The organism is Paenibacillus phyllosphaerae (assembly GCF_014192105.1).
GTDB lineage: Bacteria > Bacillota > Bacilli > Paenibacillales > Paenibacillaceae > Paenibacillus_Z > Paenibacillus_Z phyllosphaerae.
In genome coordinates, this window is the sequence record NZ_JACHXK010000004.1 from 450,253 (window position 1) to 462,771 (window position 12,519).

Here is a 12,519-nt window from a genome sequence, read left to right on the forward strand (position 1 = left end):
TTATGGAATTCCGTCAGCTCCAGTATGTCATTCAAATTGCCAAAGAAAAGAACTTCTCGCGCGCAGCCGAGAAGCTCCATATCGCACAACCTTCATTAAGCCAGCAGCTATCCAAGCTGGAGAAGGAATTGGGCGTCTTGCTATTCAGAAGGACGACCAACTCCGTCGAGCTGACACATGCCGGTTCCGTATTCGTCGATAAAGCCCAGAACATTCTCGACAGTATCGAGCAGCTTAAACAAGAGCTAGACGACCACGCCCATATGCGCAAAGGCAAGCTTGTCGTGGGCAGTTTGCCAATGACCGGATCACACGTTCTTCCCCTTGTGTTGCCTGTATTCGCCAAGAAATATCCGAATATCGAAGTTGCGTTAGTTGAAGATACCTCTTCACGACTGGAACAGCTCACTGCAAGCGGCCAAACGGATCTGTGCTTGCTGTCGCTTCCGATAGATCCCGCTTTATCATGGGAACCAATTATTGAGGAAGAAATTTGCCTTGCCGTCCCTCCGGCTCACCCGCTAGCTAACAATAGTACGCCTATTCCGTTACCTCGTTTGGCTAAAGAACCATTCATCGTCCTGAAAAAGGGACAAGGGTTCCGGCAAATTACGCTAGAGCTGTGCGAACAAGGCGGCTTCGAGCCGAACATTGTCTTCGAGAGCAGCAATATCGAGACCGTACAATCGCTCGTCGCTGCCGGGATGGGCATTGCCTTCGTGCCGAAAATGATGACGCGGGCCAAGTGGAGCACCCATACGCCCGTCTACCTTCCGCTCGAGCCTGCCCCATCCCGGACGCTCGTTATCGCAAGCCGCAAAGGCCGGTATCTATCCAAAGCCTCCGAAGCGTTCATTGACACCATGAAGCTGACGCTCGAAGAGAATTATGAAGATTAATACAGGTTCGGGCGACGATCCTCGAAGACGGGGATTTTGGAACGTACTTGATCGACCAGATTAAGATCGATCGAAGCTCGCACGATCGTCTCCTCATCGCCTGCTTCCGCGATAATTTCGCCCCATGGATCGATAATCATGGAATGTCCGAAGAACGAAGTCGTACCGCTCGTACCGCAACGGTTGCAGGCGATAACGAACATCTGGTTCTCGATGGCGCGCGCGAGCAAAAGCGTACGCCAATGGTGCAGACGCGGATTCGGCCATTGGGCGGGAACGAACAACAGCTTGGCGCCAGACAGCGCAAGAGCCCTCGCCAGTTCAGGGAAACGGATGTCGTAACAGATCATCATGCCGGCGTCCGCGCCGCCTGCCGTAAGCTTGCCCAGGCGATCACCCGCGGCCAAATATTTTTCTTCGTCCATCAGGCGGAACAGGTGAATTTTGGAGTAATCGGATTGCAGTTCGCCATACTCATCGTAGACGTAGATCGTATTGAACACGCCGCCATCGCGCTTCTCCGCCACGGAGCCACCAACGAGCTGGACGCCGTGTTTTTTGCTGAAGGATGAAAGCAGCGCTTTCGTCCGCTCCCCTGCCGGATCGGCGATTTCCTCAATCTGTTCAAGCGCGTAACCAGTATTCCACATCTCTGGAAACACGATAACGTCGGGCTTCTGCTCCCCTTGCACCGCCTGTTCGAGCATTTGTTCCAATTTAATGAAATTCGCTTCCGGATTGCCCGCTTCCACATGCATCTGAATGAGCGCCAAGCTTAGATTGTTCGTCGTCATGATCATTCGTCTCCTGTCCCATCAACCATTTTCCCTTATGATACCTTCTCATGCTTCCGTGTCAAGCTGGGCAGTTTAATAAGCGTCAGGCCATTACTTAAGCCCAAAGGAGACATCATTCATGCTGCGTGCGAAGTTGCAATGGTCAAAGGCTGTCATTATGCTCGCTTTATTGTTGTTGCTTCCTTACGCAGCCCAGGCTGCTGCTGCAAGCGAAACGCCGGCTCCGCTTCGTCCGGTGCAGGTATTCGACGTAACCGCAGGCAAGGTAATCAAGACGATTCCCAACAGCAATGAGTACCAGCAATACGCAAAGACTTGGCTCGGATCCGTATCAAAGCTCGCCCCGCAGCTTCAGCCTGCTGACAAGTGCGGCTACGTGTTCCGAATCCCTCTGGCAGCGCCAACTCCTGTGAAGGCAGGCGCGGAGAATATTACGACGAGCGATGTGTTCTTATTCTATTGCCCTGATAAACCAACGTTATTGCTGGTGTTCGATGAGAACCGCAAACCGTTCCTGCTCGAGTTCAAGGGCGACATTAAACCGTTCCTGAAGCTCGTCGGCGTCTAAAACCGATTCAGTCGTTCAGCCTGTCATTTCTCTTCACTCCGCCATTAATCCGATCTATCGACACGGATTTATAAACATGGTACAGTAAAGCAATGTATGCACGTGAATGGAGTGAAGAGAAATGAACCAGGCGAATCATTTACATATGAAAGTTGAACCCGCGGATCGAATGACAGGACTGCCGACGCAGTTTTTCGCGGGTCTGGTCCGCAAGGCCAACGCACAAGCGGCCAAAGGCAAAGACGTTATTAATTTGGGCCAGGGCAATCCGGATCAGCCGACGCCTGCACATATCGTATCGAAACTGCAAGAATCTGCGCCCAATCCGCTTTATCACCGCTACCCGCCTTTTAGCGGTTTTGCCTTTCTTAAGGAAGCTGTGGCAAAGCGTTATAAGGAAGACTACGGCGTAGAACTTGACCCGGAGAAAGAAGTAGCCATCTTGTTCGGCGGCAAAACAGGCTTGATCGAGATCAGTCAGTGCTTGCTCAATCCAGGCGATATCGCGCTTGTTCCGGATCCGGGTTATCCGGATTATTGGTCTGGCGTTGCCCTGGCCGGCGGCAGCATGTTCCATATGCCTCTTACTTCCGCTAACAGCTTCCTGCCGGATTACAGCGCGGTGCCGAGCGACATTGCGGATCAAGCCAAACTCATGTTCATTAACTACCCGAACAATCCGACTGGAGCCGTAGCCGACGAGGCATTCTATAAGAAAACAATCGAGTTCGCCTCCAAGCATAATATCGTCGTAGCGAGCGATTTTGCATACGGAGCGCTTGGGTTTGACGGCAATCAGCCGGTCAGCTTCTTGCAGCTGCCGGGAGCCAAAGAAGTAGGCGTTGAGTTCTACACCCTCTCCAAAACCTATAATATGGCAGGTTGGCGTGTCGGCTTCGCGCTTGGCAACGCCGAAGTAGTCGGCTTAATCAATTTGATTCAAGACCATTACTATTGCAGTCTGTTCGGGGGCATTCAAGCCGCTGCTGCCGAAGCCCTGACCGGGCCGCAAGATTGTGTAGCCGACTTGCGGCAAACCTATGAATCGCGCCGTAATGCGTTATTCCAAGCGCTCGACGAGATCGGTTGGAAAGCGGAGAAGCCAGGCGGTTCCTTCTTCTGCTGGCTGCCTGTTCCGCAAGGGTATACTTCGGCGCAATTCGCGGATATTGTCCTCGAGCAGGCAGACGTCGTCGTAGCGCCGGGGATCGGTTTCGGCGAGCATGGAGAAGGCTATGTACGCCTTGGTCTACTCGCTCCCGAAGAGCGGCTGAAAGAAGCTGTCTATCGGATCGGCAAGCTTAATCTGTTCGGACAGAAAGGTTAATCCTCGCTGTTTACAGGCGCCGCGCATGCATGATATGCTAATTGAAACTGAACATGTAACGTGATGATGGGGCCAAGTATACGTACTTGCATACGGTGCACAGAGAGTAAATTCGTTGCTGGGAGAATTTATCGCCGTATACGTAGAACCCTACCCCTGAACTGCCGATGATGAATCGGACAGCGCCTGCTGTTATCAGGTTAAAGCTGGATCGCCTGCCATTAATACGTGGATTATGCGGTCAACAAAGGTGGTACCGCGGAAGTTGCACTTTCGTCCTTTATGAGAGTAAAGGATGAAAGTGTTTTTATTTTACCGTACATGTCAGTTAGATGTAAGGTCATCATCATTTCATGGGGGAAGGAATTAGGCTCATGTCGGAATGTGTCGTCGTCAAAATCGGCAGCAGTTCGCTAACTTCGGACGAAGGCGGACTGAACCGGAACAAAATTTCATTTTTCGCAAGCGAGCTTGCCTCCATTCGCAAGACCGGCAAGCAGGTGCTGCTCGTTACCTCTGGCGCGGTCGCTGCAGGCTTCCGTCGCATCGGCTATCAAACAAGACCGAAGCTCGTTCATGAGAAACAGGCGGCCGCCGCGGTAGGTCAGGCGCTCCTTATGCAAGCCTATCAAGAGGCTTTCGCCGCTTATGGGATCGGTGTCGCCCAGATCTTGCTGACTCGGGCAGACTTCTCGAACCGCCGGCGGATCCAGAATGCGCAGATGACCATCGAAGAGCTGCTCCGTCAAGGCATTCTTCCGATCATCAACGAGAACGATACCGTCTCCACGGATGAGTTGGACCTCAAATTCGGCGATAACGACATGCTGTCCGCCCTCGTCGGTAATTTGTTGAAAGCGAGCCATCTCGTGATTTTGACCGATACGGACGGCCTCTATATGGAAGACCCTCGCAAGAATCCTGCCGCGCCTCGAATCGATCGCGTGGAGCAAATTTCCGAGGATATTATGCGAATTGCCGGCGGCTCAGGCTCCTCCGTAGGAACGGGAGGCATGCGTTCAAAGATCGAAGCGGCCCGCATCGCGATGCGGGGCGGCGTCCCTGCTTTTATCGGCCGTGTCGTCGAGAATGGGGATCTGCTGCTCGCCGTGGAAGGAACCGGACGCGGGACTTATTTTACCGCGCAAGGACATAATCTGCCCATGAAGAAGCAATGGCTCGGCTACCACTCGCAAGTCAAAGGCCGCATCACCGTAGATCGCGGCGCCGAGCTCGCAGTAACGACAGGCGGCAAAAGTCTGCTGCCCGCGGGGATCTTATCCACGAATGGCGATTTCCACCCTGGCGATGTGGTCGAGGTCGTGAATCAAGAGCAACATACGATCGGCCGCGGCGTCGTCAATTATGCCGCATGGCAAGTGCAGGCGGCTATGGGGCTTGGTACGGATGAGGTTCGCCGTCGCGTGGACGTCGGCCGCATCGAAGTTATTCATCGCGACGAGTGGGTCACTTTAGCGTAAGCGACTGTGACAAACTACGACTATAATTCGAGGAGGACGAGAATAGATGAGCGAAGTACGTGAGAAAGCAACGCTTGCAGGGCAAGCAACGACACAGTTGGGCAAGCTGCGCACCGCCCAGAAGAATGAGGCTTTGCTGCTGATGGCCGACGCGCTGGTGAAAGAGTCGGAAGCCATTATAGCGGCTAATGCAGAAGATTTGGCGCGGGGCCGCGACAACGGTACAAGCGAATCCTTGTTAGACCGGATTGCGCTTAACCCTGACCGGATTGCTGGTATTGCCGAAGGTCTCCGCCAAATTGTCGAACTGCCAGACCCTGTAGGTCATGTGTTGGAATCGATCGATCGGCCGAACGGGCTGCACATTGAGAAAATATCGGTACCGCTTGGCGTTATCGGCATTATCTATGAAGCTCGCCCTAACGTTACCGTTGACGCCGCAGGCTTGTGCCTCAAGACCGGCAATGCCGTTGTGCTGCGCGGCGGCTCCGCTGCTCTGGCCTCCAATAGCAAGATCGTCGAAGTGCTCCGCGAGGCGCTCTCCCGCTCCGCGCTGCCTGTGGAGGCGCTTCAGCTGGTCGAAGATCCTAGCCGCGCATCGGTAGACGAAATGCTCAAGCTGAACGGGCTGCTCGATGTCGTCATTCCGCGGGGCGGCGCCTCTTTAATCCGCAATGTCGTAGAGAATGCCACCGTGCCAGTCATCGAGACCGGCGCCGGCATCTGTCATACCTTCATTGATGAGAGCGCCCAAGAAACGATGGCTGCGGCGATCGCCTTCAATGCGAAGGTACAGCGCCCTTCCGTCTGCAATTCCATGGAGACGCTGCTCGTTCATGAGCGGTTCGCAGCATCGCATTTGGCAGACTTGGCCGCCAAGTTCCAAGAAGCGAATGTCGAGCTGCGCGGCTGCGAGCGGACGCTTGAACTTATCCCGACTGCCACCGCGGCAACCAATGAAGATTATGCAACCGAATATAACGATTATATTTTGAACGTCAGAATCGTACGCAATATTGAAGAAGCCTTGCAGCATATTCATACCTATGGCACGAAACATTCCGAGTGCATCGTGACCGAGAACGCGGAGCACGCCTCGCAATTCCTGCAAGAAGTCGATGCTGCGGCCGTGTATCATAATGCCTCTACCCGATTCACGGACGGCTTTGAGTTCGGTTTCGGCGCTGAGATCGGGATCAGCACCCAGAAGCTCCATGCCAGAGGCCCGATGGGTCTACCTGCCTTGACTTCAACGAAATACCGTATTGTTGGCAGCGGACAAATCCGCGGATAATATCCCATGGAGGTGCAAAACATGTCTTCATTGATCTCTTCTACCGATATCCAATCGTCGATTCGTTCCTTACGGCTCTGCTTCTATGGCGCAGGGTCCATGGCCGAAGCGATCGTACGCGGGCTGCTCGCCCGCGGTCTAGCAGATTCGTCGCTGATTGGAATGTTCAATCGCAGCAATGCCCAACGTTTAGAGGAACTCGAATCCAGGTATAACGTCAGCGTCTCCAATGTTGAGGAAGAACAACTCGATATGCTCCAGGATGCCGATGTCATCTTCCTGGTAATGAAGCCGAAGGACGCCGCCGAAGCCCTGCGCAAGCTAAGTGCATTCATTAAGCCGAACCAGCTTGTCGTCTCCGTCATCGCGGGGCTTTCGATCCGGACGATCGAACAACTGCTCGAACAGCCTCAGCCGATTGTTCGCACGATGCCCAATACATCGAGTACAATAGGCCTTGGTGCCACTGGCATTAGCTTCTCCCAATCCGTCAACGATGATCAGCGCCAAATCGCCCTTGCCATGTTCGAGGCCATCGGCATGGCTACAATTGTAGAGGAATCGCTGCTTGATGTCGTTACAGGCGTATCCGGAAGCGGTCCTGCTTATATCTATTATATGATGGAAGCGATGGTCGAAGCCGGCAAGCAGCTCGGACTGACGCCTGAAGCTGCGCGAGAGATGACGATTCAGACCGTGCTCGGCGCCGCGCATATGGTTAAGGCCACTGGGGAGACGCCGGCTGATCTCCGCCGCAAAGTTACTTCTCCGAACGGCACGACCCAAGCTGCGCTCGAAGTTATGGAGAGCTACCGATTTAGCGAAGGCGTAATACAAGCCATTAAGCGCGCTTCCGAACGAGCAGCTGAGATGGGCGAAGAAATCGAAAGGAGCGCTATGAAATAATGAGCATGGATCAAATGTGTGTTGCAACATACCGTTGCTATGATGACAAAGCCGATTTTGACAAAAAAGCGCTCGGAATCGCTGTCGGCCTTACGGTCGGCAGCTGGACCGAACTGCCCGAAGCGCGTAAAGCCGAAATGGAGAAGCACCTCGGCAAGGTCGTCTCCGTAACGGTGCACGAATCCAAGACAGGCGCAGCAGGCGAGCGCTATGCCGATATTCGTATCGCATATCCGGAGATTAATTTCAGCCGCGATATTCCTGCCCTTCTAGTCACCGTGTTCGGCAAACTCTCGATGGACGGCAAGATCAAGCTGCTTGATCTTGATTTCTCGCCGAACTTTGTTTCGGCCTTCCCTGGCCCGAAATTCGGAATCGAAGGTGTCCGTGAACTGCTCGGCGTTCAAGACCGCCCGCTGCTCATGAGCATCTTCAAGTCCGTTATCGGCCATGACCTGGAAGGTCTTCGCGAGCAGTTCTACCGCCAGGCGCTCGGCGGCGTAGACTTGATCAAGGACGATGAGATTCTGTTCGAGAACCCGCTCACTCCGCTGGAGAAACGAGTGGAGACTTGCATGGAGGCAGCGCGGCTTGCGGAGCGCGAAACCGGTCAAAAGCTGCTCTATGCCGTGAATCTTACCGGTCCTACGGCCAACCTGGCGGCGAACGCCAAGCGGGCGATTGCAGCCGGCGCTAACGCCCTGCTCTTCAACGTCCTTGCTTACGGTTATGACGCACTACATATGTTGAGCAGCGATCCGGAGATCAACGTGCCGATCGCGGCGCATCCGGCGCTTGCGGGCGCCTTCTACCCGTCCCCGCATTACGGCATTGCCGCACCGCTCCTGCTCGGCAAGCTGATGCGTCTTGCCGGTGCCGACCTCGTGCTCTTCCCTTCCCCTTACGGTTCTGTTGTGATGCCGAAGGAAGAGAATTTGGCCGTCCAAGCAGCGCTGATCGATCCTGCACTCCCTGTTAAGGCGAGCATGCCGGTTCCGTCAGCCGGGATACACCCGGGGTTAGTGCCGCTCATTCTGCGTGATTTCGGACAGCAAGTGGTTGTTAATGCCGGCGGCGGCATTCATGGCCATCCGCAAGGAACGGCAGCGGGCGGACAAGCCTTCCGTCAAGCGATTCTCGCGGCTCTGGAAGGAACTTCGCTACCGGAATATGCGAGCAGACCAGGCAATGAAGCGTTACAAGCCGCGATACAATTGTGGGGGTTTAAGGAGTAATGACACAGCAGCAAGAGATTCTTTCCACGACCAAACAGAATGTCATTTTCTGCGATTTTGACGGGACGATTACGGTCAATGACAATATCGTCGCGATTATTAAACATTTTAACCCGCCAGGCTGGGAAACGATCGTCGATGACATCATTCAGCAGCGCAAATCGATCCAGGAAGGCGTAGGCGAGCTGTTCCGGCTGCTTCCGACTTCCATGAAGGACGAAGTGATCGATTACGCGATCAGCAACGTGCGGATCCGGGAAGGATTCGAGCAGATGCTCGAGTTCACCCGCCAGCATGACATCGAGTTCTACGTCACGAGCGGCGGAATCGACTTCTTCGTCTATCCGGTCTTAGCCCGTTTCGGCATTCCGGAAGATCATATCTACTGCAACGGCAGTGACTTCACCGGCGACCGAATCGAGATTACGTGGCCGCATCCATGTGGCGACAAGTGCTCCAACAACTGCGGAATGTGCAAGCCGACGATTATGCACCGTTTCCCGACCGACCGCCATCACCGCATACTTATTGGAGACAGCGTAACGGATTTCGAAGGCGCCAAGATTGCCGATGTGGTGTTCTCCCGTTCGCATCTGACGACCAAATGCGAAGAGCTGGGCCTCGCCCACCACGAGTTTGAGAATTTCCACGATATCGTGGCGACGATGCAAAATAAGGAGGCTAAGCAGCAATGAGCTTTGCAGCAATTTCAACAGAGGACAAGCAGCGCGCATTGTCCGAATTAAGCGAAGTCAAAAGCCTGTTCGCGAGCAAAGGCTGGTTCCCTGGCACAAGCGGGAATCTCTCGATCCGTGTAGGCGATTATGCTCCGGATGAGTTCCACTTCGCCATTACGGCGAGCGGCAAGGACAAATCGCTCTCGACGCCGGAAGACTTCCTATTCGTGGATCAGAGCGGTAAACCCTGCGAGACGACGCGCCTGAAGCCTTCCGCAGAAACTTCCATTCATTGCGAGATTTATCGAATGACCGGCTGCGGCGCGATTTTTCATATCCACAGCGTATTCAATAGCCTCGTATCGGAGCTGTTCTGGGAACGCAAATCGATTCCGGTGGATGGCGTGGAATTGATCAAGGCGTTCAACATCTGGGATGAGGAAGCGCAGATCGAGATTCCGATCGTCTCGAACTTTGCCCATGTCCCGTCGATCGTACCGGAGGTTACCGAGCGTCTGGATCCGCGGATTCCAGGCATTATGCTGCGTAAACACGGTATCTACGCGTGGGGCGCGAATGCCTTCGAAGCGAAGCGTCATCTCGAAGCTTTCGAGTTTCTGTTCGAATACGTGTACCGCTGGGAGCTGCTTAAGCGCAAATAAGCGGAGCATAATGGATAAAACCCAAGGCCGGCTGGCCTTGGGTTTTATTGCGTTGCTTTATCCTTTTTGCAAAATAAGATCGAGCCGCTCGGCCGCTTGGACCGCTGCTTCGATTTTATTAAGCTCGAGACAATACGCCTCCGTCATCTCGAACACGTCGGGCAGCGGTAATTCCTTGAAGTAAACCTCCACTTGATGAAAACCCTCATACCACTCCCCAAGCTCAGGCGCCTCTAGCTTCCGATCAGCCCATGCAGCGCCAAGTTCAGGGCTATAGAATGGCGTACGCCCCCGTATAATTCTGCATCCTTCCAACTTCTGCTTATATCTACGAGGAGAAGCTTCCGGCTTACGCATCGTGAATAGATGCGGGGCAAAATCCGTTCGAGAGCCGGTATGCCGGACGGCCTTCATAAACTGATGGACGCCTTTATGGAGCGTTGGAATGCCGAAAATCAAAGCATATAACCGCTTGCCGAATTCAATGCGCTCATGGATGCTGCTGAAATTCTCCAGAATCAGACCCGCCAATTGCATCTTCCCGTCCGTCAGTGGTCCATAGGGCATGACAACCGCATTCAACTGCAGCGGGGCTTGCATCAGGAACGCAGGCGTGTCGAGCACCTGACTTCGATAGTAAGGATGCTGCACGATCCGCTGCTCGATATAATGCTGCTCATTGACGATTAAGGCGACGGTCAAGGCCACCTGATCCCGCCGCTGCCAGTAATGCGCCCACGCTGGCCCCATAAATCGACTTACGCCAAATGCAGGCAGCAGATGGGTTAACTCTCGTCCTTCCTTGCAAGCGATATCAAATAAGAGCAGCTGCGGGTAAGCATCGCCGAATATAAACGAATTGGCATGCTCCAGTAGTTGGAAGATCTTCTCCCGTTCCGGCTCCCCGAGCAGCCGTGGGAGCAGTTCGCCTTTCAAGTCAGTCATGTTATAACCGCCGTTGCGCGATACCATATGCGCTAGCAGTGCCCAATGCAGCTCCGGCCGGCGCAAATATAGGGTACGGTACGCTTCCGTGCGGGTCACATTATTGCGATTCGCCACGCGTGTCTCTTGTTTGATCCGCTCTATTAAAGCAAGCTCCCAGGCGCTGAACTGCGCTGCCTCGCGAGCGGGTTCGGTTTCTGATCCTTGATTCTCTCTTCGCTCCGCGATCGACTGCCAAGCAGCCTTCAACGGCTTCAGAGAGCCTTCACGCAAGCGTGGCGGCCTCGCATGCGCTGCCATATCGGTCGAGGCCTGTTTGGCATGCCATTTTGCCACGAGTACCGTCCACAGCGCTATCGGCATCTTCAACAGACGCAGCATGCCTTCCAGCAACCGATCCCTTCCTGATTGTCGCACCCGATTCATGCTCACGTTCCACTCGCTCCTTCATTCCCTGCCTATTATTAGTATAGTCAACGAATGGTTCCGTTAGCCCTCCTCCCATTCGGGACGGCTCCAAATATTGCGCGCTGAAGGCGCAATCTTTACCACTGTAGAAGAAGATTCGTATAGCGTATAATAGCCAATAGAGATGTGCAAAAGGAGCCGTGAGGTGCGATATGTGTGGACGTTTTACGATAACTGTCTCACTGGAAGAATTAATGCTGCGTTACTGGATTGGCGAGGCCGCCATTCCTTTTCACAGTCCTAAATATAATGTCGCTCCGGGCCAACAGGTGTTGGCTATCATTAACGATGGTGAACGGAATCGGTTAGGGGAACTCAAATGGGGGCTTGTCCCCTCTTGGGCGGATGATCCGAAAATCGGCAACAAAATGTTAAATGCCCGTTCGGAAACCGTCCATGAGAAGCCTGCTTTCAAGCAGCTGATTCAGCGTAAACGGTGCATTATCCCTGCTGACGGTTTCTACGAATGGCAGGTGACGGGAAGCAGCAAGCAGCCGATGCGCATTGTGCTTCAGACCCGGAATATTTTCAGCATGGCCGGTCTCTATGATACATGGCTCTCCCCTGACGGAACGAGGCTTAGCACGTGTACGATACTCACTACATCGCCTAACGAATTGATGGCACCAATTCATGATCGTATGCCGGTCATTCTCCGCCCTGAGCAGGAAAGTCTATGGCTCGATCGCGACATCCAGCAAGCGAACCAGCTTCGGGATCTCTTCGTTCCTTATCCAGCGGAGGAACTGGAAGCCTATCCGGTCAACAGCGCGGTCGGCAATGTGCGCAATGACGACTCGAGCTTGATCGAGCCGCTTGCAGTCGCGCCATAATACGATGGAAAGCCCCTATTCGTTTACACGAATGAGGGGCTTTCGTCTTGGTTGAACAACGGAGAAGGTAATCATGATCATGTAAAATGCCATACCATCGGCTCTGACCCGCACCGACAGTTTAACGGAACATCGCCCACAGCTTCAGCAAGTGAAGCGTATTATTCGGATCGATTTTCTGTCCGATCACGAACGCAATAATTTGTTCCTCTTGCACCTCGGTCAACGGTTCGTTCAGCACGCTCGACGCTTGCCTGACGAGCCGGCGTACGCGAGTTCGATCCTGAAGGTCGTATTTCGTCAGACCGTTCACGACTTGCTTGATCCGCTCTTTCACGACCGGATTCTTCATCTTGACCTTCACACGCTCAACAAATTCTGGCCGTATCCCATACTTCGTATAGCTCATGCAGCTAGCACCTCCGTC

At 53.8% G+C, this 12,519-nt stretch carries 13 protein-coding genes and 1 other annotated feature; of the genes, 10 read left to right on the forward strand and 3 right to left on the reverse strand.

Annotation, left to right across the window (positions count from 1 at the left end):
• Positions 1-2 precede the first annotated feature (2 nt).
• Positions 3-899, forward strand: a complete 897-nt coding sequence (locus tag FHS18_RS12265) for a LysR family transcriptional regulator (RefSeq protein ID WP_183600324.1) — start codon at positions 3-5, stop codon at positions 897-899.
• Here FHS18_RS12265 and FHS18_RS12270 read toward each other — a convergent pair.
• Positions 896-1,693: a carbon-nitrogen family hydrolase gene (locus FHS18_RS12270; protein ID WP_183600325.1), complete on the reverse strand. Its 798-nt coding sequence runs from the start codon at positions 1,691-1,693 to the stop codon at positions 896-898. The genes FHS18_RS12265 and FHS18_RS12270 overlap by 4 nt on opposite strands.
• A 121-nt stretch (positions 1,694-1,814) precedes the next feature.
• Here FHS18_RS12270 and FHS18_RS12275 point away from each other — a divergent pair, with 121 nt between their 5' ends.
• The 8 genes from FHS18_RS12275 (at position 1,815) to mtnB (ending at position 9,846) form a co-directional block, all read left to right on the forward strand.
• Entirely contained in the window at positions 1,815-2,264 is a 450-nt protein-coding gene (locus FHS18_RS12275) for a hypothetical protein (RefSeq protein ID WP_183600326.1), read from the forward strand.
• Between the two features lie 121 nt (positions 2,265-2,385).
• Positions 2,386-3,591 (forward strand): pyridoxal phosphate-dependent aminotransferase, encoded by a 1,206-nt coding sequence (locus FHS18_RS12280; protein WP_281378722.1) that lies wholly within the window; start codon positions 2,386-2,388, stop codon positions 3,589-3,591.
• A gap of 54 nt (positions 3,592-3,645) precedes the next feature.
• Positions 3,646-3,875, forward strand: a binding site (T-box leader).
• A gap of 90 nt (positions 3,876-3,965) precedes the next feature.
• Positions 3,966-5,072, forward strand: coding sequence for a glutamate 5-kinase (proB, locus tag FHS18_RS12285; RefSeq protein ID WP_183600327.1), 1,107 nt, complete (start codon positions 3,966-3,968; stop codon positions 5,070-5,072).
• Between the two features lie 46 nt (positions 5,073-5,118).
• Positions 5,119-6,366, forward strand: coding sequence for a glutamate-5-semialdehyde dehydrogenase (locus FHS18_RS12290; protein WP_183600328.1), 1,248 nt, complete (start codon positions 5,119-5,121; stop codon positions 6,364-6,366).
• Between the two features lie 21 nt (positions 6,367-6,387).
• Positions 6,388-7,272 carry a pyrroline-5-carboxylate reductase gene (gene proC, locus FHS18_RS12295; protein WP_246427600.1) on the forward strand — a complete coding sequence of 295 codons (885 nt, stop codon included), beginning with the start codon at positions 6,388-6,390 and terminating at the stop codon, positions 7,270-7,272.
• 5 nt (positions 7,273-7,277) lie between these two features.
• On the forward strand, positions 7,278-8,507 hold the full coding sequence (locus tag FHS18_RS12300; RefSeq protein ID WP_183600406.1) for a 2,3-diketo-5-methylthiopentyl-1-phosphate enolase: 1,230 nt from the start codon (positions 7,278-7,280) through the stop codon (positions 8,505-8,507).
• On the forward strand, positions 8,507-9,202 hold the full coding sequence (locus FHS18_RS12305) for a 2-hydroxy-3-keto-5-methylthiopentenyl-1-phosphate phosphatase (RefSeq protein ID WP_183600330.1): 696 nt from the start codon (positions 8,507-8,509) through the stop codon (positions 9,200-9,202). Before FHS18_RS12300 ends, FHS18_RS12305 begins: the two co-directional genes overlap by 1 nt.
• Positions 9,199-9,846 (forward strand): methylthioribulose 1-phosphate dehydratase, encoded by a 648-nt coding sequence (mtnB, locus tag FHS18_RS12310; protein ID WP_183600331.1) that lies wholly within the window; start codon positions 9,199-9,201, stop codon positions 9,844-9,846. The genes FHS18_RS12305 and mtnB overlap by 4 nt, the downstream gene beginning before the upstream one ends.
• 57 nt (positions 9,847-9,903) lie before the next feature.
• On the opposite strand, the gene FHS18_RS12315 is transcribed toward mtnB, so the two are convergent.
• A complete protein-coding gene (locus tag FHS18_RS12315; RefSeq protein WP_246427623.1) occupies positions 9,904-11,217 on the reverse strand; it encodes a DUF2515 family protein in 1,314 nt (437 codons plus the stop codon).
• Between the two features lie 194 nt (positions 11,218-11,411).
• On the opposite strand from FHS18_RS12315, the gene FHS18_RS12320 reads away from it, so the two are divergent.
• A complete protein-coding gene (locus tag FHS18_RS12320) occupies positions 11,412-12,092 on the forward strand; it encodes an SOS response-associated peptidase (protein ID WP_183600333.1) in 681 nt (226 codons plus the stop codon).
• 121 nt (positions 12,093-12,213) lie between these two features.
• Here FHS18_RS12320 and FHS18_RS12325 read toward each other — a convergent pair whose 3' ends face one another.
• A complete protein-coding gene (locus FHS18_RS12325) occupies positions 12,214-12,501 on the reverse strand; it encodes a stage VI sporulation protein F (RefSeq protein ID WP_183600334.1) in 288 nt (95 codons plus the stop codon).
• Positions 12,502-12,519: the final 18 nt, after the last annotated feature.